At 70.9% G+C, this 24,087-nt stretch carries 18 protein-coding genes; 13 read left to right on the top strand and 5 right to left on the bottom strand.

What is annotated here, in order from left to right; translation table 11 throughout:
• A partial coding sequence (locus tag QM572_RS17200) for a transglycosylase domain-containing protein (RefSeq protein WP_415095195.1) occupies positions 1–2,207 on the bottom strand: 2,207 nt, incomplete at its 3' end.
• Positions 2,208–2,316: 109 nt separating this feature from the next.
• On the opposite strand from QM572_RS17200, the gene QM572_RS17195 reads away from it, so the two are divergent.
• Both QM572_RS17195 and QM572_RS17190 read left to right on the top strand, forming a co-directional pair.
• Positions 2,317–2,880 (top strand): PadR family transcriptional regulator, encoded by a 564-nt coding sequence (locus QM572_RS17195; RefSeq protein ID WP_415095194.1) that lies wholly within the window; start codon positions 2,317–2,319, stop codon positions 2,878–2,880.
• Entirely contained in the window at positions 2,880–3,962 is a 1,083-nt protein-coding gene (locus tag QM572_RS17190; protein WP_415095193.1) for an inositol-3-phosphate synthase, read from the top strand. The genes QM572_RS17195 and QM572_RS17190 overlap by 1 nt, the downstream gene beginning before the upstream one ends.
• A 61-nt stretch (positions 3,963–4,023) precedes the next feature.
• On the opposite strand, the gene QM572_RS17185 is transcribed toward QM572_RS17190, so the two are convergent.
• Positions 4,024–4,656 (bottom strand): TetR/AcrR family transcriptional regulator, encoded by a 633-nt coding sequence (locus tag QM572_RS17185; RefSeq protein ID WP_415095192.1) that lies wholly within the window; start codon positions 4,654–4,656, stop codon positions 4,024–4,026.
• 57 nt (positions 4,657–4,713) lie between these two features.
• On the opposite strand from QM572_RS17185, the gene QM572_RS17180 reads away from it, so the two are divergent.
• The 8 genes from QM572_RS17180 to QM572_RS17145 all read left to right on the top strand — a co-directional run bounded on the left by QM572_RS17180 (position 4,714) and on the right by QM572_RS17145 (position 16,464).
• On the top strand, positions 4,714–5,574 hold the full coding sequence (locus tag QM572_RS17180) for an alpha/beta fold hydrolase (protein ID WP_415095191.1): 861 nt from the start codon (positions 4,714–4,716) through the stop codon (positions 5,572–5,574).
• A 38-nt stretch (positions 5,575–5,612) separates the two neighbouring features.
• Positions 5,613–6,530 carry a metal-dependent hydrolase gene (locus QM572_RS17175; protein ID WP_415095190.1) on the top strand — a complete coding sequence of 306 codons (918 nt, stop codon included), beginning with the start codon at positions 5,613–5,615 and terminating at the stop codon, positions 6,528–6,530.
• On the top strand, positions 6,527–7,636 hold the full coding sequence (locus QM572_RS17170) for a PDR/VanB family oxidoreductase (RefSeq protein WP_415095189.1): 1,110 nt from the start codon (positions 6,527–6,529) through the stop codon (positions 7,634–7,636). Before QM572_RS17175 ends, QM572_RS17170 begins: the two co-directional genes overlap by 4 nt.
• Positions 7,637–7,670: 34 nt before the next feature.
• Positions 7,671–8,816 carry a zinc-binding dehydrogenase gene (locus QM572_RS17165; RefSeq protein WP_415095188.1) on the top strand — a complete coding sequence of 382 codons (1,146 nt, stop codon included), beginning with the start codon at positions 7,671–7,673 and terminating at the stop codon, positions 8,814–8,816.
• 164 nt (positions 8,817–8,980) lie between these two features.
• Positions 8,981–13,351, top strand: coding sequence for a PKD domain-containing protein (locus tag QM572_RS17160; protein ID WP_415095187.1), 4,371 nt, complete (start codon positions 8,981–8,983; stop codon positions 13,349–13,351).
• Positions 13,352–13,463: 112 nt separating this feature from the next.
• Positions 13,464–15,032, top strand: coding sequence for an NCS1 family nucleobase:cation symporter-1 (locus tag QM572_RS17155; protein WP_415095186.1), 1,569 nt, complete (start codon positions 13,464–13,466; stop codon positions 15,030–15,032).
• Positions 15,033–15,038: 6 nt separating this feature from the next.
• The gene (locus QM572_RS17150; RefSeq protein ID WP_415095185.1) at positions 15,039–15,743 is read left to right on the top strand and encodes an aspartate/glutamate racemase family protein; all 705 of its coding nucleotides are present in this window, start codon (positions 15,039–15,041) and stop codon (positions 15,741–15,743) included.
• A gap of 10 nt (positions 15,744–15,753) precedes the next feature.
• The gene (locus QM572_RS17145; RefSeq protein ID WP_415095184.1) at positions 15,754–16,464 is read left to right on the top strand and encodes a GntR family transcriptional regulator; all 711 of its coding nucleotides are present in this window, start codon (positions 15,754–15,756) and stop codon (positions 16,462–16,464) included.
• 17 nt (positions 16,465–16,481) lie between these two features.
• On the opposite strand, the gene QM572_RS17140 is transcribed toward QM572_RS17145, so the two are convergent.
• Positions 16,482–16,964: an SRPBCC family protein gene (locus QM572_RS17140; RefSeq protein WP_415095183.1), complete on the bottom strand. Its 483-nt coding sequence runs from the start codon at positions 16,962–16,964 to the stop codon at positions 16,482–16,484.
• A gap of 92 nt (positions 16,965–17,056) precedes the next feature.
• Between QM572_RS17140 and QM572_RS17135 the strand changes: the two genes are divergently transcribed.
• Positions 17,057–17,932, top strand: coding sequence for a helix-turn-helix domain-containing protein (locus tag QM572_RS17135; protein ID WP_415095182.1), 876 nt, complete (start codon positions 17,057–17,059; stop codon positions 17,930–17,932).
• Here QM572_RS17135 and QM572_RS17130 read toward each other — a convergent pair.
• Both QM572_RS17130 and QM572_RS17125 read right to left on the bottom strand, forming a co-directional pair.
• Positions 17,929–18,615, bottom strand: a complete 687-nt coding sequence (locus QM572_RS17130; protein ID WP_415095181.1) for a GntR family transcriptional regulator — start codon at positions 18,613–18,615, stop codon at positions 17,929–17,931. The genes QM572_RS17135 and QM572_RS17130 overlap by 4 nt on opposite strands.
• 60 nt (positions 18,616–18,675) lie before the next feature.
• Entirely contained in the window at positions 18,676–20,103 is a 1,428-nt protein-coding gene (locus QM572_RS17125; protein ID WP_415095198.1) for a CCA tRNA nucleotidyltransferase, read from the bottom strand.
• A gap of 101 nt (positions 20,104–20,204) precedes the next feature.
• On the opposite strand from QM572_RS17125, the gene QM572_RS17120 reads away from it, so the two are divergent.
• A complete protein-coding gene (locus QM572_RS17120; RefSeq protein WP_415095180.1) occupies positions 20,205–22,421 on the top strand; it encodes a DUF6049 family protein in 2,217 nt (738 codons plus the stop codon).
• The gene (gene murJ, locus QM572_RS17115; protein ID WP_415095179.1) at positions 22,418–24,040 is read left to right on the top strand and encodes a murein biosynthesis integral membrane protein MurJ; all 1,623 of its coding nucleotides are present in this window, start codon (positions 22,418–22,420) and stop codon (positions 24,038–24,040) included. Before QM572_RS17120 ends, murJ begins: the two co-directional genes overlap by 4 nt.
• Positions 24,041–24,087 lie beyond the last annotated feature (47 nt).

The raw sequence follows: 24,087 nt of genomic DNA, 5'->3' as shown, positions 1-24,087 counted from the left end.
GTCGTCGGCGCGGCGGCGCTCGTGGTGGGCGCCGCGCTCGTCGTGGCCGGAGCGGCGGTCGTCGGCGCGGCCGTGGCCGTCCTGGTCGCCTTCGCCGTCGCCGACTTCGTCGCCTTCGGCTTCGCGGTCGGCGAGGCGAGGTTGGCGCCGTGCTTGTCGTCGGGAGCGTCGCCGTCGACGTAGACCGGGTCGGGGAAGTCGATCTCCTCGGTGCCCTCGAGGTCGGCCTTCATCACCGCGAGCCAGGTGTCGGTCGGATAGTCCGCGCCGAAGTACGACGGCATCCAGCCGTCCAGCTGGCCACGGCCCTTGCCGCGGACGTACATCACGGCCGTCGAGAGCTGCGGGGTGAACCCGGTGAACCAGGCCGAGGAGACGTCGCCGTCGTCGTTCGTCGCCGTTCCGGTCTTGCCGGCCGCCGGGCGGCCCAGCGCCAGCGCCGCGCGGCCGGTGCCGGCCTTGACCACCTGCTGCATGGCGTAGGAGACGTCGGCGGCGATGTCCTCGTCGACCACCTGCTCGCCCTGGTCCTTCCACTGGTAGCGCACGACGCCGTTGCGGTCGACGACCTTGGTCACGACGTGCACGTCGGACCGCTTGCCGCCGGCGGCGATGGTGGCGTAGGCGTTGGCGAGGTTGATCGGGCTGACCTGCGCCTTGCCGAGCGTGATGAGCGCGTCGGAGGGGTCGAGGTCCGGCGTCGTGGACGGGATGCCCGGCAGGTCCTGATCGGCCTCCTGCGGCGCGAGGCCCATCTTGGTCGCGGTGTCGTAGATCTTCTCCGAGCCCTTCGGGATGGAGCTCGACATGTCGACGAAGGCGGTGTTGACCGACTGCTCGAGGGCGTAGATGGCGGTGATGTGCGAGCCGTAGGAGTGGCCGTTGGCCTCACCGGCCTGCTCGCCCTCGTTGTGCACCTGGAGCGTGGAGCCCGGATAGGTGAAGGGCGAGTTGCCGTCGAAGGTGTCCTTGAGCGAGAAGCCCGCCTGGATCGCCGCCGTCAGGGTGAAGGGCTTCATGGTCGAGCCGGCCATGCCGCCGGCCGAGGCCCAGTTGATCTCGGACGTGAGGAAGTCCTGGCCGCCGTAGAAGCCGACCAGCGCCCCGGTGCCGGGCACCACCGAGGCGACGCCGACGTGCAGCTCCTTGTCGGTGATCTTCGAGCCGTCCTTCGCGGTCGTCGGCGCGACCTCCTTCACGGCCGCCTCGGCGTTGGCCATGGCCTTGCGGCTGAAGGTCGTCGTCACCCGGAGCCCGCCGCCGGTGATCTCCTGGTCGGAGAACCCGAGGTCGTTGAGCTCGTTCTCGACCAGCGTGAGCATGAAGCCCTTCTGCCCGCCCTTGGACGAGGAGCTCCTCTGCTTGGAGACCTTCGGCAGGCTGGCCTCGGTCTCGGCCGCCTCGCTGTCGGTGATGTCGCCCGCGCTCGCCATCCCGTCGAGGACGTAGCGATAGCGCGCCAGGAGCGCGGTGTTGACCCCGCTGTCGCCGGTGTTGTCGGGGTTGAGCCGGGTCGGGTTGTTGAGCACCGACGCGAGGAGCGCGCACTGGCCGAGGTCGAGCTTGGACGCCGAGGTCCCGAAGAAGGCCTTCGACGCGGCCTGGACGCCGTAGGCGCCGCGGCCGAAGTAGATGGTGTTGAGGTAGCCCTCGAGGATCTCCTGCTTGCTCTTCTGCCGCTGCAGCTTGAGCGAGAGGAAGGCCTCCTTGATCTTGCGGGTGTAGGTCCGCTCCTGGTTGAGGTAGAGGATCTTCACGTACTGCTGGGTGATCGTCGACGCGCCGCCGGTGATCTCGCCCGCCTGGGCGTTGGAGAAGGCCGCGCGGAGGATGCCCTTCGGGTCGATGCCCTTGTTGGTCCAGAACGTGCGGTCCTCCGCGGCGACGACCGCGCTCTTGATGCACTCGGGCATCTCCGAGTAGGGGATGGACTCGCGGTTCTGCTGCGCGAACTGGCCGACCTTCGTCTTGCCACCGGCGTAGTAGATGTAGGACGTCTGGGTCTGGAACGCCTCGTTGGGGTCCGGGATCTTCGTCCGCTGGTAGGCGATGAAGCCGACCACGACGAGGAGGACGAAGAGCGACAGGCCGGCGATCGAGCCCCACTTGAGGCCCTTGAGCACCCAGCCCTTGACGCCGAGGTTCTTCTTGGGGGGTCGCTTCCGGCGTACGGGCGCCTTCCGGCGCGCAGACCTCGTGCCACTCACGAGTGAAGAGAGTACGGGTGCCGCCGCCCGCGGCGAACCGCGCGACGACCGGGGCAACGAATATGTGTCGTGAGTTCGCAACACGCGGATATATCGCTACGATGTATCCGTGGCACGTCGCGCAGAGACCATCGAGCTCGCAGTCCTCGGACTGCTGCACGAGGGACCCATGCACGGCTATGAGCTGCGCAAGCGGCTCAATCTCATGCTCGGTTGGGGTCGGGTGCTGTCCTACGGCTCCCTCTACCCCACGTTGAAGAAGATGCTGCGGGCCACCCTCATCGAGGAGGAGACCGCGACGCTCACCCCCGTGACGCGTCGCCCGCGCATCGTCTACAAGGTCACCGAGGCCGGTCACCGGGAGTTCGAGCGGCTGATGTCGGAGGTGGGTCCCACCGCCTGGGAGGACGACAACTTCGACATCCGCTTCGCGTTCTTCGGCCGCACCGACATGGAGATCCGGCTGCGCGTCCTCGAAGGGCGCCGCACCCGGCTCCAGGAGCGACTCGACCGGGTCCAGCGTGAGCTGTCCATGACACAGAAGGAGGTCGACCGCTACGCCACCGAGCTGCAACGGCACGGGGTGGAGCAGGTCGAGCGGGAGGTCCGATGGCTCTCCGACCTCATCAACGCCGAGCGGAGTGATCCGATCACTGTAAGGAAGGAGCCCTGATGGGTTCGGTACGCGTAGCAATCGCTGGAGTCGGCAACTGCGCCAGCTCCCTCGTCCAGGGTGTCGAGTACTACAAGGACGCCGACGCCTCGAGCGCCGTCCCGGGGCTCATGCACGTCCAGTTCGGTGACTACCACGTCTCCGACGTGCAGTTCGTCGCCGCGTTCGACGTCGACGACAAGAAGGTCGGCAAAGACCTCTCCGAGGCGATCAACGCCTCGGAGAACAACACGATCAAGATCGCCGACGTCCCGTTCGCCGACGTCGAGGTCCAGAAGGGCCCGACCCTCGACGGCCTGGGCAAGTACTACCGCCAGACGATCGACGAGTCGGCCGCGCCCGACGTCGACGTCGTGCAGGTCCTCAAGGACAACCAGGTCGACGTGCTCGTCTCCTACCTCCCGGTGGGCTCCGAGGAGGCCGACAAGTTCTACGCCCAGGCCGCGATCGACGCCGGCGTCGCGTTCGTCAACGCGCTCCCGGTCTTCATCGCCTCCGACCCCGAGTGGGCGCAGAAGTTCACCGACGCGGGCGTCCCGATCGTCGGCGATGACATCAAGAGCCAGGTCGGCGCCACCATCACGCACCGCGTGATGGCGAAGCTGTTCGAGGACCGCGGCGTCACGCTGGACCGCACCTACCAGCTCAACGTCGGCGGCAACATGGACTTCAAGAACATGCTCGAGCGCGAGCGCCTGGAGTCCAAGAAGGTCTCCAAGACCCAGGCCGTCACCTCGAACCTCACCGGCGAGCTCTCCGGCAAGGTCCACGACAAGAACGTCCACATCGGCCCGTCCGACTACGTCGCGTGGCTCGACGACCGCAAGTGGGCCTACGTCCGCCTCGAGGGTCGCGCCTTCGGTGACGTCCCGCTCAACCTGGAGTACAAGCTCGAGGTGTGGGACTCCCCGAACAGCGCCGGCATCATCATCGACGCCGTGCGTGCCGCGAAGATCGCCAAGGACCGCGGCATCGGCGGCCCGATCCTGCCCGCGTCGGCGTACCTCATGAAGAGCCCGCCGGTGCAGATCGAGGACACCGAGGGTCGCGCGCAGCTCGAGGCGTTCATCGCCGGCGCCTGACCGCCCGATCCCGACGAGGAGCCCCCGCACCACGGTGCGGGGGCTCCTCCGCGTTCCGGGCTCAGCGCGGCGCGGTCTCGACGATCGCGAAGAGCAGCACCTGGGCGGTCTCGATGCACGCCTCGACGTCGAGGACCGCCGGCTCCAGGAGCAGCTGCCGGCCGATCTCCTCCAGCGTGCCCAGCGCGGCGTGGGCGCCGATCACCGGGTCGATCCGCGAGCGCCCGACCGACCGGATGACGTCGGCGATGACCTCCTTGATCGCCGTCCGCGACAGCTCGATCCGCTCGGAGACCTCCGCCGGGCGCCCGGGGATGTGGGTGAGGATCGGGCGCCAGGTGTCCTTGTCGGCGCTGACGACGTCGATCAGCTGCCGCAGCTGGGTCGAGACCCAGGCGTGGATGTCCACGTCGTGGGCCAGGAGCGGCTGCAGCACCTCCATCACCTGGTCGATCGCGCGGCGCTGCGTCCGGTCGAGCAGGGCCAGCGCGAGCGAGTCGAGGTCGTCGTACGCGCTGTAGACGACGGGCCGCGTGACGCCGGCCTCGGCCGCGACGCTGGCGATGCTGAGGCTGCCGTAGCCGTCGCGGTTGATGATGGTGAGGGCGGCGTCGAGCAGCTGCTCGCGGCGCCGGGCGATCGGGACACGGGCGGCATAGGGCCGACGCTTGCGCGCTCCGGGAGTCGCCTTCACGGCACGAGAGTAGGCCACTCCGTGGCATTTACTACAGCGCCGTAGTAATTTGCCGGAGTGAGTACTCGCAGTGTCGCGACCACGGACGGGCTGAGCCTCGCCGCCTACGAGGCGGGCGATCCGGCGGCGCCGACCATCGTCGCCGTCCACGGCTACCCCGACGACCACACCGTCTGGGACGGCGTCGTCGCGCTGCTGGCCGATCGCTTCCACGTGGTCACCTACGACGTGCGGGGGGCCGGCGCCTCGGACGCTCCGCTCTCGCGCGACGGCTACCGCATCCCGCACCTGGTCGCCGACCTCGGCGCGGTCGTCGAGGCCACCGCCGGCGACGGACCCGTCCACCTGCTCGCCCACGACTGGGGCTCGATCCAGTCCTGGGACGCGCTCGTCGACCCCGACCTGGCGCCCCGGATCCTGTCCTACACCTCCATCTCCGGCCCGAGCCTCGACATGGCGAGCGAGTGGCTCCGCGGCCTCGCGCGGCACCCGCGCGCCGGCCTCGAGCAGCTCGCCGACTCCTGGTACGTCTTCGCCTTCCAGCTCCCGTTCCTCCCGGAGCTGCTCACCCGTCGCGGCGTCCTGGGGAGGCTGGTCGACCACTCCAAGCACGCCGGCCCGCACGCCAGGCCGCACGGCCGTGGCGTGGCCGAGCGCGACGCGATCAACGGCCTCGAGCTCTACCGCGCCAACTTCACCGGCCGGATGATCCGGCCGCGGACGGCCGCCATCAAGCTGCCCGTCCAGGTGCTGGCGCCCCGCGACGACGCCCACGTCACCCCGGCCCTCCAGTTCGGTGCCCCGGCGCCGTACGTCGAGGACCTCACCACCCATCTGGTCGACGGCAACCACTGGGTCGTCGAGCAGGACCCCGCGCTCATCGTCCGTCACGTCACCGAGTTCATCGATCACCTCTGACCACGCTCTGACCAGGCTCAGAACAAGGGAGAACAGTCATGGCCATCAAGCTGCCTGCCGTCAACCGCTTCCACACCCCGGCCAAGGTCGCGCTCGAGGCGCGGGACGTCCACTTCGACTGGACCGACCTGCCGCTGGCGTGGATCCCGGGCGAGGTCTTCGCCTCGCACCTGATCAACGTCCTCCACCTGCTCCTGCCCGAGGGCGAGCGCTGGTTCGTCAAGGTCTTCTCCGAGGCCCTCCCCCTGATCCAGGACGAGCAGCTCAAGGAGGAGGTGATCGGGTTCATCGGCCAGGAGGGCGTGCACGCCTCCTCGCACCAGGGCGTCCTCGACTACTTCGACGAGCACGGCCTCGACACCCGCGACTACGTCGCCCAGGTGGCGACGCTCTTCCAGCGCATCCTCGGCGACCGCGACCTGTCCGGCCGCGCGAAGGAGGAGTGGCTGGTCCAGCGCGTCTCGGTCGTCGCGGCGATCGAGCACCTCACCGCCGTACTCGGCAACTGGGTGCTCAACTCGCCGGCGCTCGACAGGGCCGGGGCGGACGAGACGATGCTCGACCTGCTCCGCTGGCACGGCGCCGAGGAGGTCGAGCACCGCGCGGTCGCCTACGACGTCTTCATGCACCTCGACGGCCGCTACAGCCGCCGGATCCTCGCGTACGGCGTCGGCGGCCCGGCCCTCGTGTGGCTGTGGATCCAGGGCGTCCGCTACCTGCTGGCGCACGACACCGCCAACCCCGGCCACAAGGCGAGCCTGCTGAACTGGATCAGGGGCTCGGCGAAGGGCATCGTCCCCGGGCCGCTGATGCTCGGCGTCTCCTCGCTCAAGTTCTTCTCGCCGTGGTACCACCCCGACCACGAGGGCAACACCTCGCAGGCCGTCGCCTACCTCGCCAAGTCCCCGGCAGCGCTCCGTGCCGACGCGCTCGCCGAGGAGGCCGTCACCCCGTGACGAGCCTCCCCACCGGGGGCGGCAACAGCCTGCGCGTCGGGCCCGCCGCCCCCAACCGCACGATGCGCACCCTCGACTTCCTCGTCGAGCGCGCGTTCCTGCCGCTGGCCGAGAACACGTGGAAGAGCCGCCACCCGGTCGGCCAGGTCAACCGCGACCTCGACGTGCGGATCACCGCGGTCGAGGAGCTCGGCCCCGACGTACGCTCGCTGACGTTCGCGGCCGTCGACGGCAAGCCGCTCCCGGCATGGTTCCCGGGCGCCCACATCGATCTCGTGCTGCCGTCGGGAAGGCTGCGCCAGTACTCCCTCAACGGACCCCGATCCGACAAGCAGCACTGGCGGATCGCCGTGCGCCGGATCCCGCGCGAGGCGGGAGGCGGCGGCGGGTCGATCGAGGTCCACGGCCTCGAGGTCGGCGACGAGGTCGTCGTCCGCGGCCCCCGGGAGGCCTTCCCCTTCGTCTTCAACCCCAACGGCTACCTCTTCGTCGCCGGTGGCATCGGGATCACGCCGATCCTGCCCATGCTGCGCCGCACCGCCCGACGGGGCCGGGTGCCGTGGCAGTTCGTCTACACCGGCCGGTCGCGGGAGACCATGCCGTTCCTGGACGAGATCTCCGAGATCGCGGGAGCCACCCGCGGCGCGGCGGAGCGCATCCACGTCTGGCCCGACGACGAGCGCGGCACTCCCGACGTCCGCGAGATCATCGGCCTCGCCCCGCTCGGCGCGAGCCTCTACACCTGCGGCCCGGTCGCCATGATCGACGCGATCCGCCGGGTCATCCCCGACCCCCAGATCGACTCGCTGCACTACGAGCGGTTCAGCCCGCCGCCGGTCGTCGCGGGGAGGCCCTTCACCATCCGGTTCGCCTCGGACAACACCGTGCTGCGGGTCGGTGCGAACGAGACCGCCCTCACCGCCGTACGCCGGGCGCGGCCGGACCAGGCCTACTCCTGCCAGCAGGGCTTCTGCGGCACCTGCAAGGTGCGGGTGCTCGAAGGATCCGTGCAGCACCGCGACCGGAAGCTCGCCGACTACGAGCGCGAGAGCCACATGCTGCTGTGCGTCTCGCGGGCCGCCGGCGAGCTCGTCATCGATGCCTGAACCCACCCAGCACCCCACCCCCGAGGAGACACCCATGCGCGCCGTGGTCTGCCGCGACGGCCGGCTCGCCGTCGAGTCGATCCCCCAGCCCCAGCCCGGGGCCGGGCAGCTCCTGCTGCGCGTGGTCCGCGCCGGCATCTGCGGGTCCGATCTCCATGCCCGCTCCCACGGGCCCGAGCTCCACGAGATCGCCACCGAGAGCGGCTATCCCGGCGTCATGGCCGAGGGCGCCGGCGTGGTCTTCGGGCACGAGCTCCTCGGCGAGGTCGTCACCTACGGACCCGGCACCCGCGGCCGCTGGAAGCCGGGCGCCCTGGTCACCGCGCTCCCCGTCCGCCAGGACGGCGACGGGATCCACCTGACCGGCTTCGAGGCCGAGGCGCCCGGCGCCTACGCGGAGTACGTCGTGGTGCAGGAGGCCTTCACCTTCTCCGTGCCCGACGGCGTCGACCCCGACCGTGCCGCCTTCACCGAGCCGCTGGCGGTGGCCTGGCACGCCGTACGCCGTGGGCAGGTCGCCAAGGGGCGGCCGGTGCTGGTCGTCGGCTGCGGCCCGATCGGGCTCGCGGTCATCCTCATGCTCAAGGCGGCCGGCGTCCGCACGATCGTCGCCTCGGACCTCTCGCCCGCGCGCCGCGCGCTCGCCGAGCAGTGCGGCGCGACCACCGTGGTCGACCCACGCGAGCAGTCGCCCTGGGACGCCCTGCCGATCAAGGACCCGATCACCAGCCCGGCGGCGTACGCGACCTATGGGATCGCGGCGATCGGCGCCGCCCGCAAGGTGCCGTTCCTCCCCTGGGAGCAGGCGCTGCTCCACGCCGACCTGCTCGGCCAGGCCCCGGCCGGGCCGGTGGTCTTCGAGTGCGTCGGCATTCCCGGCATGATCGAGCAGATCGTGACCGCCGCGCCGATCATGACGCGGGTGATGGTGGTGGGCGTCTGCATGGAGCCCGACACCTTCCGGCCCGCGGCGGCGATCAACAAGGAGATCGACCTGCGGTTCGCCTTCGGCTACGACCCCGCCGAGTTCCACCAGGTGCTGGGCATGATCGCCTCGGGCAAGGTCGACCCGTCGCCCCTGCACACCGGGACCGTCGGTCTCGACGGGGTCGACCAGGCCTTCTCCGACCTGGGCAACCCCGAGGTGCACGCGAAGATCCTGGTCGATCCCTCGCTCTGAGCGTCCGGCGATCAACGCCGGGACCACGACCGGTCCACGAGGCCCCCACGTGCCGACCACACGGGGACCACAGGGGGACCACTCGTCGTCGCCCTCGTAACGGCCCGGAGACCTCGTCGTTGTGCTGACATTCACAGCGACTTTTCAGGAAGGTCTCGAGGGCCATGTCACGCACCACCATCCGCCGTGCACGCCTCCTCGCGATCGCGGCCACCATCACCGCGCTCGCCCTCTCACCCGCCCTCGGCACCGCCGTCGCGACCGCCGCGACGTCCGGAGCCGGCAGTGCCTCGATCCCTACCGCCACTCCGGCGGCCGGCAGCACCGGCGCCATGCTCTTCTACATCCTGCCGGTCCGCCAGCCACTGCCCTGCGTGGGCGTCGGGCTCAACGCCACGAGCGACCCGTCGATCGACCGCGACAGCTGCGCCTTCTTCTCCTTCACCCCGACCAACGTCTCGGGCACGATGACGGCCGAACTCTTCCACGAGGGCGCGACGACGGCGTTCGCGACGCTCCCGGTCGCCGTCGACGCCACCGACGGCAGCGCCTCGGTCGATCTCGAGCCCGACGACACCTGGATTCCCGGACAGGTGCGGATGGTGGTGCTGGAGGGCACCGACCCGATCGGCGAGTCCACCTTCCTCTACAACACCCTCCAGGGCACGGTGAGCGCCGGGGCCGCGACCGCCCCCGGCGAGGCCTTCACCGTCACCGGCACGCTCTCGACGCACCGAGCAGGCGGAGGAGCCGTCCCGGCCACCACGACCGGTGTGCCCGCGACCTTCGAGATCGCCGTCACCGCTCCGGACTCCGCGACCCCGCTGTGGACATCGTCACAGCAGACCGCCGGCAGCGACGGCAGCTACAGCGTCACCGTCCCGGCCTCCGTCACCGCGGGCCTGGCGGCGCCGACGGGCTCCTACACCACCGGCCTCTCGGTCGCGATCGTCGACGCGAGCTACACCGACAGCTCCACCGGCGTCTGGGCCGGTCCGGCGAGCCTCGCGACCAGCCACACCATCGACTTCCCCGCGACCACCCTGACGATCGAGAACAGCTTCGTCTCCTCGGTCGGCTGGGTGAAGCCCGGAGACGAGTACCCCTCGCGGATCGTCCTCAGCAACCCCACCGCCGCCCCGATCACCCCGACGATCTCCGTCAGCGTGCCCACGGGCAGCACCCTCCTGACCGCCAGCGGTCCGGGCTCCCACCCGGTCTCCGGCTCGTCGGTGACCTGGGCGCCGGGGGCGATCGCCGCCCAGGGCTCCGCCGTGCTCGTGCTCACCGCCAAGGCGGCGACCACCTCCCAGCTCGACACCGTCGTCTGGCGCGACCTGTCCAGCACCGCCGTCCTCCACGTCGGCGGGCAGAGCGACGTCACCGCGGTCAGCCACGGGCCGAAGGTGATCCCACCCGACGAGACCTACGACACCGCCCGCTACGGGGACCGGCCCTTCCCGATCATCCCGGTGCAGTACACCGACCGCTCCTACGAGGACGGCCACACCGGCGAGTCCCTCGCGGAGAAGATCAACAGCCCGAGCGTCGCGGGATCGACCTACAACCTCTACCAAGAGATGTCGCTGGGCCAGCTCTTCCCGCACGGCACGGTGCCGTCGGCCGACATCGCCAGCGCCGGCTTCACCGGGGACGGCCAGGGCTACGACTTCACCAGCCCGGCGCTCACCGACCTGAACACCTGCGCGGGGGGCGTCACCTACGCCTCCTCGCCGACCGACCTCACCGGCTCGGCGCTCTACCCCGAGCGGATCACCAACGGCGTCTACGACCTGCCCGGCAACACCGCCTACTACGGCTCGGACTCCAACGGCTCGGCGATCGTCGGCGCCGAGACCGGAGTCGGGGCGCTCCAGGACATCGACTCCGGCTGCGGCCCGACCGGCAAGCTCGTCGCCGACTCGGTGACGATCGCCGACCCGGAGATCGACTACTCCGACTACGACACCGACAAGGACGGCGTCGTCGACTTCTTCATGGTCGTCTTCGCCGGCTGCGGCGGCAACGGCGCCTCCCAGCTGGGCGCGTGCACCGACAGCACCCAGGACGCCCTGCCCTACGACAACATCTGGCCACACTCGTCGTCGCTGGCGGGCGCCTACACCGACCCCACGACCGGCCTGCCCGGCTTCGTCACCCACGACCAGCTCAAGGACCTCGAGGGCCGGCCGCTGTGGTGGACCGACACGACGTACACCGCCAAGACGACGACCGACCTGGGCGACGCCCTCAAGGTCTACGTGCGGGTCGGCCCCTACAACGTGAACCCCGAGACCGCGATCGACAAGGCGAGCGTGATCAGCCACGAGTACGGCCACTCGCTCGGGCTGCCGGACTTCTACACGACCGGCAGCCGGGAGACCTACGGCGACTGGACGCTGATGGCGACCGACAAGTCGCAGAACATCGACGCCTACGGGCGCCAGGAGCTCGGCTGGGTCGTCCCCCAGGAGATCCCCGACGGCACGTCGACCGTCCACGGCTGGACCGAGTCCAAGCACGACACCGGGACGATCACCTGGCAGAGGCCCGACGGGACGTCGTACACGCTCACGGACGGGACCGACGGCACCGTCCACAACTCGCAGATGTACGTCGCCAAGCTGCCCGGCCGCACCCTGCTGGACTCCTCGGCGTTCGACAGCGGCGACAAGGCCACGCCCAGTCACCTGTGGTGGTCGGGCTCGGGCAACGACTTCGGCTGCGCCCCCACCGGCGGCCACAACCTGGATCTCGCGATCCCGGGCCTGAGCAGCCTCCCCGAGGGCACGAGCGTGAAGCTGGAGATGAAGTCCCGCTGGAGCATCGAGTGGGACTACGACTACGGCTTCGTGCTCACGACGAAGGACGGCGGCGCGACCTACACCTCGCACGCCTCCGACAACGGCTACACGACCGATGCCTCGAGCCTGACCGGCAACCCCAACTCGGTGGCCTGCCAGTCCACCTACTCCAACGGCATCACCGGATCCAGCGGCTCGTACGCCGCCGGCACGGCGGCCACCGACCGGCTGCTCGGCACCTACACCGACCCGGAGTTCGTCTCCGACAGCTTCGACATCAGCGACCTCGCAGGGGCCCAGCACGGCGCGCTGCGGCTGAGCTACGCGACGGACCCGGGCTTCGCCGGGCCGGGGTGGTTCATCGACGACCTGAAGGTGGTCGCGACCGTCGACGGGGTCGAGAAGACCCTCTGGTCGAGCGACTTCGAGACCAGCGGCGGTCCCGACGACACCACCGTCTACAACGGCGGCTGCCGGGACGACCTGAGGGTGGCGTCGAGCTGCACCAAGGGCTGGAAGTACCTCGAGGCGGGCGCCGCGTCGGAGCAGGACCACGCCTACTACCTCGAGATGCGCGACCGCTCCGGCTTCGACTACGACAGCCACGGCGAGAACGACCGCGACGCGATCGGGTTCGGCGCGGGCCTCTACCTCGCCTACACCGACGAGGCGCACGGCTACGGCAACGTCGGCACCGACGACCCGCCCGCCCAGTCCCCGCTCGACTCCACCCCCGAGGCCGGATCGGAGACGCCCGACCTGAACGACGCCGCGTTCACCGCGGACAGCGGGCGGTCGATCTTCAGCGACGCCTCGTCCGACCCCTGGATCGACAACTACACCGACCCCTCCAGCGCCTCGGGCAACTGGGAGTTCGGCTACGACTGCCTCTCCTTCACCGTGGACTCGATGAGCGGCACCGACGCCGCGCCCGCCGGCAACCTCACCGGCGACGTGACGTTCACGCGGGGCGCCGGGTGCGGCTCCCTCGACTACGGGTACGCCGAGGAGACACCGGAGGCGAACACCGCGCCGACCGCCGTGGCCTCGGCCACGCCGACGAGCACGACGACCGGGACCGCCGTGTCGTTCTCCGCGGCGGGCAGCACGGATGCCGAGACCCCCGACGACCTGGACTACTTCTGGAGCTTCGGCGACGGCACCGGGAAGGTCGAGGGCGCCGACCCCACCCACGCCTACACGGAGGCCGGCACCTACACGGCCGTCCTGACGGTCGTGGACCCCGAGGGCCTCAGCGACTCGGCGACCGTCACGATCACCGTCACGGCCGGTCCCGGCACCGGCTCCCCGGGCGGAGGCTCGACAGGCACCACCACGAACACCACGACGAACACCACGACCGTGCAGACCCGGACCCTGCGGGACATCAACTGCAAGAAGGGCAGGGCCGTGGGCTTCGCCAGCAAGGGACGCTGGCGCAAGGTCAAGGAGCCGACGGCCCACCTGCGGCACTACTGCCTCGGCCACGGCGTCCTGAGGCACACGGTCAGCGGCTCGCGGTTCGACCTCACCTACGGCACCTTCACCCGCGGCGGCACGGCCGTCGTGTTCATCGACGGCCGGAAGGTCGGCACGATCAGCTTCAAGGGCGCGACCAGACGACCGGTGTGGCACACCGCCTCGTGGTCGCTGCCCCCCGGCAAGCACCGGCTGACCCTCAGGGTGCGCAAGGCCGGCGCCTTCGACCAGCTGATCACCTGGAGCCGATAGGAGACGGCGACGCCTATATCTTTCCCGTGACACGAGGTTCAACCGCGGTCACGGCGACGGAAACACGGGATTCCTACGGTCGGCTCATCGACCACCCACCCGAGGAGTTCCCATGACCGACCTGCCTGCCCAGGCGGACCTCGTCGAGGCCGCCGGCTATCCCCCGGGCCGCGGCGTGCCGCAGCGCGAGTACGACCCGCGGCTCACCAACGAGGACCTCGCCCCGCTCAAGGAGCAGAAGTGGGGCGCCTACAACATCTTCGCGTTCTGGATGTCCGACGTGCACAGCGTCGGCGGCTACGTGACGATGGGCTCGCTCTTCGCCATCGGCCTCAACGCCTGGCAGGTCTTCGTCTGCCTCATCGTCGGCATCGTCATCGTGCAGTTCTTCGTCAACCTGGTCGCCAAGCCGAGCCAGGTCGCCGGCGTCCCCTATCCCGTCACCAGCCGCGCCTCCTTCGGCGTCCTCGGCGCGAACATCCCGGCGATCATCCGCGGCCTCATCGCGGTCGCCTGGTACGGCGTGCAGACCTTCCTCGCCGCCGAGTCGCTCAACATCGTCTTCCTCAAGCTCTGGCCCGGGCTCGCCGACTGGGCCGACGTCGACGTGCACGGCTTCCTCGGGCTCTCCGTGCTCGGCTACGTCAGCTACGCGATCCTCTGGGTGCTGCAGGCGGCGCTCTTCTGGCGCGGCATGGACATGATCCGGAAGTTCATCGACTTCGCCGGCCCCGCCGTGTACGTCGTCATGCTGGTCCTCTGCGTCTCGATGCTGTTCAAGGCGGACTTCGACATCAGCCTCAACCTCTCCTCGATCCAGCTCAGCGGCTGGTCGCTGGTGTGGGCCCTCCTGGCGGCGACGGCCTCGGTGGTGTCGTACTTCTCCGGCCCGATGCTCAACTTCGGCGACTTCTCGCGCTACGCGAAGAGCTTCGACGAGGTGAAGAAGGGCAACCTCTGGGGGCTGCCGCTCAACTTCATCCTCTTCTCGCTGCTCACCGTCCTCACGGCGGCGGCGACGGTCCCGGTCTACGGCGAGCTGCTCACCGACCCGATCGAGACGGTGCAGCGCTACGACAACACCTTCGTCATCCTGCTCGGCGGCGCGACGTTCGTCATCGCCACCATCGGCATCAACATCGTGGCCAACTTCATCAGCCCGGCGTTCGACTTCTCCAACGTCAGCCCGCAGAGGATCAGCTGGCGGATGGGCGGCATGATCGCCGCCTTCGGCTCGATCATCGTCACTCCCTGGAACTGGTACAGCAACGACGACGCGATCTTCTGGACGCTCGGCATCCTCGGCGGCCTGATCGGCCCGCTCTTCGGCATCGTGATCGCGGACTACTACCTGATCCGGCAGCAGAGGATCGTCGTGGACGACCTCTTCACCCTCGAGGAGGACGGCGAGTACTACTACACCAAGGGCTACAACCTCGCCGCCGTCTACGCGCTGGCGATCAGCGCGGTCTTCTCCCTGGGCTCGGTCATCGTGCCCAAGGTGTGGGACCTCGTCGCCTCCAGCGGCGAGTCGCCGATCGACTGGCTCAGCAAGTACAGCTGGTTCATCGGCTGCGGCGCCGGCTTCGCGGCCTACTACGTGATCGCGCTGGCCCTCAACGTCGCCGGCAGCGCCGACCGCCGCGCGGCGGCCGGCCTGCCGGACCCGGTGGAGGCCTGAGCCACCATGCGGATCCTGGTCATCAACCCGAACACCACGGCGTCGATGACCGCTCTGATCGAGGGGTGCGCCCGGGCTGCCGTCAGCCCGGGCGTGACCGTCGACGCGGTCAACCCCCCGTCGGGACCGGTCTCCATCGAGAGCCACTTCGACGAGGCGATCGCGATCCCGCACCTCCTCGAGACGGTCCGGGCAGGCGCCGAGGCGGGGTACGACGCCTTCGTGATCGCCTGCTTCGGCGACCCCGGCCTGCTCGCGGCCCGGGAGATCACCGAGGCGCCCGTCGTCGGGATCGCCGAGGCGGCGATGCGCACGGCGACGTACCTCGCCCGCGGCTTCTCCGTGGTCACCACCCTCTCCCGGGTGATCGGCCACACCTGGGACCTCGCCCACGAGTACGGCGTCGCCGGCCGCTGCGCCGGGATCCATGCCTGCGAGATCCCGGTCATCGAGCTCGAGACCGACCCGCTCGCGCGGGCCACCATCACCGAGGCCTGCCGCTCGGCACTCGAGAGCGACGGCTCGGAGGCGGTCGTCCTGGGCTGCGCGGGCATGGCGGACCTCTGCGCGCACATCTCGGCCGAGCTCGGCGTGCCCGTCGTCGACGGCGTCGCCGCGGCGACGGCCGAGGCCGAGAAGCTCGTCCGGCTCGGGCTCGCGACCTCCAAGCGCAACGAGTTCGCAACGCCGCCGGTCAAGGCGTTCGTCTAGCCTCGCCGCCATGCAGGGCACCCGCAGACGCTCGATCTTCACCTCCCGGCTGGTGAACACCGCCGAGGAGGGCCGGGCGCCGCGGGTGATCGAGGACCTGCGCCGGGCGATCCTCAGCGGGGACGAGCCGCCCGGGACGCTGATCCCGATCGACGCCGTGGCGGCGTTCTTCGGCGTCAGCCAGATCCCCGTCCGGGAGGCGCTCAAGCTGCTGACCGGCGAGGGGCTGGTCGAGCACACCCCGCACGTGGGCTACAGCGTGGCCAAGCTGACCTTCGCCGAGTTCCGCGAGCTCTACGACGTGCGCCAGGCGCTCGAGGCCTCAGCGCTGCGCAACGCCGTCCGGCACGCGTCGATGGTGGACGACGACGCGGTGACGGCCGCGCACGCCTGCCTGGCGAAGGCGATCGCCGTCGGCGACGAGCGCGGCTATCACGAGCACTCCCGCGAGTTCCACATGGCGCTCATCGCGCCCGCGCGGATGCAGCGGCTGCTGCACATGTACGAGGCGGCGTGGAACATCACCGAGCCCGCCCGGCCGATGACGCGGGTCACCCCCGAGGGACGCGTGCTCCTCCACGGCGAGCACGACCGGATGCTGGCGGCGTTCATCGCGCGGGACGCCGAGGCGCTGGTGACCGAGTCGGCGGTCCACTTCGAGCACCTCAAGGAGGCGATCGCCGGCTTCCGCGACGACCTGGAGATCTTCCGGCCGGACTGAGCTCGTCCCCCGGGGCCTCAGAGCGACTCGGCCTCGGCCTTGACCCGCTCGAGGGTCTGGGTCATGCCGGCGAGCAGCTCCGGGACGAACGCCTTCTGCCCCCCGAGCACGACCCCGACCAGGAGGTTCGAGAGCGTCGTGATCCCGTCGGGGGTCTCGCGGCGCTGGGTCAGCAGGGTGCCGCCGTCCGCCGTCGGCTCCAGCCCGAAGGACCACACGGTGTGGTTCTCGGCGATCCGGAACGCGAAGTCGGCGTGCGGCTCGAAGCGCACGACCTTGGCGTTGGTGGGCCAGTACTTCCAGCCCTGGTGGTTGAGGTTCACGAACCGCGTGCCGAGGCGGACGGGACCGCCGAGGACCACGGAGCGGACCACCTGGGGGCTCCACTCGGCCATCCGCCTCACGTCGCTGACCAGTGCCCAGACCTGGGCGGGCGGGGCGTCGATGGCGATCGTGGCCTGGAGTTCGTCGTCGATGACGGCTGCGGTGACATGGCTCATACCGCGGAATCTAGCGTTCGCCGGTGGGGCTTCATGAATATATTGGCCCGGACTTATGGGTCTTTGGTCCCAGAACCCCTACCCTTTCAGCCATGTCAGCCATGTACGCGAGCGCTGCTGCCGCCGTGCCGCCACCCGGTTCGGCGCCTGCTGCGATCGAGCAGCTCCTGCTCATCTCCTCGACCTACGCCCGGGCGCAGGCCACCGCCGCCGTGCTGGAGCACGAGGGTCGCCGGATCCGGACGTCCTCCTTCCATCGTGCCGTCGAGGAGGCCCCCTACGCGCACGCGGTGATCATCGACGCCGAGGGCGACGTCCAGGCCGCCCTGACGCTGTGTGCGTCGCTGCGCCAGCAGGGCTACCCCGGTGCGGTCGTCGTCCTCATGGACGCCCCCCAGGAGCTGGCCCTGGCGGCCTTCCACGAGGTCGGCGCCGACCAGGTGCTCACCGGACCCCAGGCGGCGACCGAGCTGGCCGCCCGGCTGCGGCCCCCCGCTCCGGCCCCCGCTCCCACGCAGGTTGCGGCCCCCGCACCCGTCGCCGCTCCCGCACCGGCCATGGCTCCGGCACCCGTCGCGGCCTCCGCACCGCTCATGGCTCCCGCACCGGTCGACGAGCTCGCGTTCTCGGCGCCCCGCCCCCAGCTCCACGAGGGCCTCCCGCCGCTGCCCGCCGTCGAGGTCGTCGCCCCGACGCCGCCTCCGGCGCCGACCGTCTCGGCCTACGGCCTCCCCACCGACCTGAGCCGCCTGGAGTTCGAGGTCCTGGCCCTGCTCTCCCAGCGCCGCGGCTCGATCGTCGTCACGCAGGAGCTGGCCGCCGCGCTCTGGGGCGAGGACGACCGACGGGCCCGGAAGAAGCTCGAGGCGCTGGCCAACGGCCTGCGCGACAAGCTCGAGGCCGCTCGCGCACCGGAGAAGCTGACCGTGATCCGCGGACTCGGCCTCCGGCTCGACCCCATCGTCTAGTCCCCGAAGTACGCCGGGTCGTCCCGGAAGGGCTCGACGACGGCGATGCGCGTCTCGGCGTAGGCGGCCAGCGCCTCGATGAGGCCCTCGGTGTCTCCGTCGCTGAACGCCCTCCAGATGGCGGCCTGATCGCGATAGGTCCGCTCGAGCGGCTCGACTGCGTCGCTCCCCACCTGCGCGTACGCCGACAGCGACCGCGCGACCTGGAAGAACGTCGCGATCAGGCCCCGCCGGCGGGTGGCCGAGACGAGCGCGCTGTGGAAGCCGACCCCGGCCTCGCGGTAGCGCTGCGGATCCCTCACGGCGTGCGCCTCGGTGAGCTGGTCGAAGAGCGCCGCCAGGGCCGCGCGGTCGGCGTCGTCCGCCGCCGTCATCGCGGTGCGCGCCGCCTCCTGCTCGAGGAGGGCGAGCACGCGGGAGCGGTCGACGAAGTCCTCCCAGCGCAGCCGCTCCACGAGATAGCCCCGGTGCGGGACGTGGGTCAGCAGGCCCTCGCCGACGAGCGTCTTGAGTGCCTCCCGGACCGGGATCGGGCTCACCCCGAACCGCTCGGCCAGCACGGTGACCGGGAAGACGGTGCCCGGCGGCGCGCCGCGGACGACGATGAACTCGCGCAGCGCCGTGACCACGTCACGCTGCGTCGGATACGTCGATCCCGTCGGCACGGTGAAGTCGAAATCCATCGAGAGCCCCCTCTCCCACGGAGAAGGGTACGAAAATCGCGCGGGTTGGAAAGCCCCTTCTCAGGGGCGTTCGGCCCACCAGGCCCGGAGCCGCTCCTCGGCCTCGGCCTCGCTCAGCACGCCCTCGTCCAGCCGCAGCTCCATGAGGAACCGGTAGGCCTCGCCCACCTCGCGGCCCGGCGGGAGGCCGAGCAGCTCCATGATCCGGTTGCCGTCGAGGGCGGGACGGAGCGCGGCGAGCTCCTCCTCCTCGGCGAGCACGGCGATCCGTGCCTCGAGCTCGTCGTAGGTGCGGGCGAGCCGCTCCGCCTTCCGTCGGTTGCGGGTGGTGCAGTCGGCACGCGTGAGGATGTGCAGCCGCTCGAGCTGCTCGCCCGCGTCACGGACGTAGCGGCGCACCGCCGCGTCGGTCCAGTCGCCGTCGCCGTACCCGTGGAAGCGGAGGTGCTGCTCGACGAGCTGGCAGACGGCGTCGGTCTCGGCGTTGGAGAACTTCAGCGCCTGCATCCTCTTGCGGGTGATCTTGGCGCCGACGACGTCGTGGTGGTGGAAGGTGACGGCGCCGCCCTCGACGAAGCGGCGGGTCCTCGGCTTGCCGACGTCGTGCATGAGCGCCGCGAACCTCGACACGAAGTCCGGCTCGTCCAGGCCGAGCCGCTCCTCGAGCGCGATCGACTGCTCGAGCACCGTCAGGGTGTGCTCGTAGACATCCTTGTGGCGGTGGTGCTCGTCGCGCTCGAGGCGCAGCGCCGGGAGCTCCGGGAGCACCCGGTCGGCGAGGCCGGTGTCGACGAGGAGCGTGAGCCCGCGGCGGGGGTACGGCGCGCAGATCAGCTTGACCAGCTCGTCGCGCACGCGTTCGGCGCTGATGATCGCGATGCGGTCGGCCATCGCCGTCATGGCCGCCTGCACCTCCGGCGCCACGTCGAAGCCCAGTTGGGCGGCGAAGCGGGCCGCGCGCATCATCCGCAGCGGGTCGTCGGAGAAGCTGGCCTCCGGGGTGCCCGGCGTCCGCAGGACGCCGGTCGCGAGGTCGACCACGCCGCCGTACAGGTCGACGACCTCGCGGCCGGGAAGGCGGACGGCCATCGCGTTGATGGTGAAGTCGCGGCGCCCGAGGTCGCCGGCCAGCGTGTCGCCGAAGTCGACGGCGGGCTTGCGGGAGGTGGGGTCGTAGTGCTCGGAGCGGTACGTCGTCACCTCGACCTGCCACGCACCGCGGCGGGCGCCGATGGTCCCGAAGTCACGGCCCATGTCCCACAGGCCGCTGCCCTTCGTGCCCGCGATCCACTGGCGGAGCAGGGCCTCGGTCGCGTCGGGGCGCGCGGAGGTGGTGAAGTCGAGGTCGTTGTGCGGACGTCCGAGCATCGCGTCGCGGACCGGCCCGCCGACCAGCGCCAGCTCGAACCCGGCCCCGGCGAAGAGCGCCCCGAGCTCGTCGATCACCTCGCCGGTCCGGTCGAGCTCCGCGCTCACCTGACGCTGCACGGCGGCGACGGTCAGCTTCGGCGGACGGCTGTCGCCAGAGGTCGCGGACACGGGGAGACAGCATAGGAGAGGCGAGCACGGCGGCCGATATCGTGGCCGGCATGCCCTGTCCCCGCCAGCACCCCGTCCGGGTGCTGGCGGGGCTCCTGACGGGCGCTGTGCTGGCGGTCCTGCTGCCGGGCGTGAGCCCCGCGGCCGCCGGCGCGACCGTGGCCCAGCGACGGGTGGAGGAGACGACGCCGCTGCAGGTCGCGATCACCTCGCTCACCCCCACCTCGGTGCCGCGCAAGGGGCCGATCACGGTGAGCGGCACGGTCACCAACGACGACACCGAGACCTGGACGAACGTCACCATCGCGCCCTTCGTCGGCACCAGCCCGATGACGACCGAGGAGCAGCTGATCGCGGCGGCGGCGACCGAGTCCGACGCGACGGTGGGCGAGCGGATCCTCGTCCCCGGCGACTACCTGACCGTCGCGTCGATCGACCCGGGCCAGACGGTGAGCTACACCCTGACCATCCCGCGCAAGGACCTCACCGCGAAGGGCGTCGGCGCCCCCGGGGTCTACTGGTTCGGCGTGCACGCGCTCGGCGGCGGCGGCCCCGAGGACGACAACGGCAAGGAGGTCGCAGACGGCCGGGCACGGACCTTCCTGCCCCTGATGAAGCGCAAGGCGAGCGCCGTCACCGCCACCGTCGTCGTGCCGATCCGCGCGGCGGTCAACCATGCCGGCGACGGCCGCGTCTCCGAGCTCGAGCGGTGGGCCACGCTGCTCGGCACCGGCGGCCGACTGGCCCGGCTGGCCGACCTCGCGAGCGGCCCAGGCGGGCACGACCTGAGCTGGCTGGTCGATCCCGCCGTGCTCGCGGCCGTGCAGCAGCTCGCCGCCGGCAACCCCGCACGACAGCTCACGGCCTCGGCGGAGGACGGCGACGAGGGCGACGGGAGTGACGACGCCGACGGCGGGGAGAGCGAGAGCTCGTCGCCGTCCGCCGAGCCGTCGCCGGACGACGGGGACACGCCCGACGAGGAGACGCAGCACCTGGCCGTCCTCGCGGCCGACTGGTGGCAGCGGATGTCGACGGCGCTCCAGGGCGCCGACGTACTCGCCCTTCCCTACGGCGACCTCGACCTCACCGGGGCCGCGGCCCACAACTCGGACATGTACGCCCTCGCCCGCGCGCGCAGCAGCACGCTGCTCGAGGCGTGGGGGATCGCGTCGACGCCGGTCAACGCGCCGCTCGGCGGCGTGATCAACACCGAGACCGTGGACCTGCTGGACGAGTCGGACACCGCGAGCTCGGTGCTGATCAGCGACAAGATCCTGCCCGCGGGGACCGACACGCTCCTGGTGCAGTCCGACGGCGTCCGGATGGTCGCCGTCGACGCGGCCACCAGCAGTGGCGGTCCCGGGCCCGACGACAGCCTGGCCGGCACGTCGTTCCGCCAGCGGGTCCTCGCCGAGGCCGCGGTCCGCTCCCTGAGCTCCGACACCACGCCCCTGGTCGTCGCCCTGCCCAGCCGGTGGAGCGCCCAGGACCAGGTCGAGCTCGGCCGCGGCCTGCGCCAGACCTGGCTGACCCCGCAGCCCCTGGCCGCGGCGATCTCCGGGCAGCCGTCGACGGCGGTCGAGCCCGACCACCTGGAGGTCTCCGACCAGACCGCGACGGGGGCGGTCGGCCAGCAGACGTTCGCCTCCGCGGCCGGTCTGATCCGCTCCGGCAAGACCCTCCAGCAGGTGCTGACCGGCAACGACCAGCTCGCCGACGCCACGCTCGACGAGGCCCTCACGACGCTGTCCTACCAGCGGCGCGCCGCACGCACCGACGTCGGCAACGCCTCCCGGGTGGTGCTCGACGCCATCCTCGACAAGATCCAGGTGGGGACGTCGCGCCAGGTGACGCTGTCGGGCTCGAGCGGTCGCTTCGCCGTCACGATCACCAACGGGCTCGACCAGTCCGTGACCGTCCGGCTGAAGCCGGTCACCGACGAGGGCATCTCGATCTCCACGCCCGACCCGGTCGAGATCGCGCCCGGCGCCTCGGCCACCGTCGCCCTCCAGGCCGCGCACGCCCGCGCCGGGGTGCACAACGTGGTGCTGGTCCTCACCGACACCGACGGCGAGCGCTTCGGCCTGAGCACGTCGCTGCCGGTGCGCGCGGCGCAGGTCTCACGGATCATCTGGCTCTTCCTCGCGGTCGGCGCCGCGCTCCTCTTCGGCGCGATCGGCGCTCGCCTGGTCCGCCGGATCCGCAAGTCCCGCCGCGACGCCGCCGATCCGAGCGGGGACGAAGCCGGGAGCGAGACCGCCGGGTGAGCGAGCAGCAGTCGGTCCTGCGCAGCAGCGCCGTCATGGCGGCCGGGACGATCGTCTCCCGGCTGAGCGGCTACGTCCGCTCGATCTTGCTGGCGGCCGCGCTCGGCAACCTGATCCACGCCGACGTCTTCAACATCGCCAACACGATCCCGAACATGCTCTACATCCTGCTGGCGGGGGGCGTGGTCAACGCCGTGCTCGTGCCGCAGCTGGTCCGGGCGATGAGACGCGACCCGGACGGGGGCGCGGCGTACACGTCGCGGGTCCTCACGCTCGTCTGCGCCTTCCTCGGGGTGGTGACGGTGCTCCTCGTGATCGCCGCGCCGTGGCTGATGCGGATCTTCGTCTCCTCCGACTGGAGCGAGGAGTCCTTCGAGTCGTGCGTCATGTTCGCGCGACTGTGCCTGCCGCAGGTCTTCTTCTACGGCATGTTCGTGCTGGTCGGGCAGGTGCTCAACGCCCGCGGCCGGTTCGGTCCGATGATGTGGGCGCCGATCATCAACAACGTCGTCGCCGTCGGGACCCTGGTCGTCTATCTCGTGGTGTTCGGTGCCGACGACGCGAAGGCGGAGGGCTTCTCGGCAGGACGCGAGTGGCTGCTCGGCCTCGGCTCCACCGCCGGCATCGTCGCCCAGCTCCTCGTGCTGGTGCCCTACCTCCGCGCGGCCGGCGTCTCACTGCGACCGCGCTGGGACTTCCGCGAGTCGGGACTGGGACACACCCTGCGCCTCGGGGTCTGGACCGTGCTCTTCGTGATCGTCAACCAGATCGCGTACGCCGTCGTCGTCCGTCTCGCCTCGCTCGGCACCGCCGGCCGGACGTCGGAGGGTGCCGGCTACACCGTCTACTCCTCGGCCTTCCTCATCATCATGGTCCCGCACGCGATCGTCACGGTCTCGATCGCGACGGCGATCCTCCCCCGGCTCTCCGCCGCGGCGGCCGCCGCCGACGCGCGCGGCCTCGCCCGCACGCTGGCACCCACGCTGCGGACCGCCCTGGCGCTGGTCGTCCCGTTCGCCGCGGTGCTGCCGTTCGTCGCACGGCCGATGGCCACGGTGATCTGGGGCTGGGGCGCCGCGGCGCCGACGGTCGACAACTACGTCGCTCCGCTCGCGCTGTTCGGGGGCGGCCTCGTCGCGTTCACGGTCCACTACCTCGTGCTGCGCGGCTTCTACGCCCGCGAGGAGAACCGCGTCGTCTTCGCGATCCAGTGCGCTGTCGCGCTGACCAACGTCGTCGTCGCGCTCGTCGCCGTGCACGCCGTCGAGCCGCGGCACGTCGCCTCGGCCCTCGTGATCGCCTACACGACGTCGTACGCCGTCGGCGCCTGCCTCTCCTATGGCGTGCTCTCCCGGCGGCTGGGTGGGCTCCGGACGCCCGTGCTGGTCCGCTTCCTGGTGCGCCTGGTCGTCGCCGTCGCCGTCGCGGCGGGCGTCTGCGCGCTCCTGCTCCTGGCCGTGCCGTGGCTCGGCGACGCGTCGGGGGTCGCGCTCAGCCTGGTCAAGGGCGGGGTGATCGGGCTGGTCTTCCTCGCGGTCTACCTCGGGATGGGACGGGCACTGAGGATCGCCGAGGTGGACGGCGTCATCGACGGAGCCCTCGCGCGTCTGGGTAGGTAGACCTACCATTCGGGAGACGCGCCGCGCGTCATCCTGGCGAGTCGTGC

The organism is Nocardioides sp. (assembly GCF_047607365.1).
Taxonomy (GTDB): domain Bacteria; phylum Actinomycetota; class Actinomycetes; order Propionibacteriales; family Nocardioidaceae; genus Nocardioides.
This window is presented reverse-complemented; position numbering and strand designations above follow the sequence as displayed.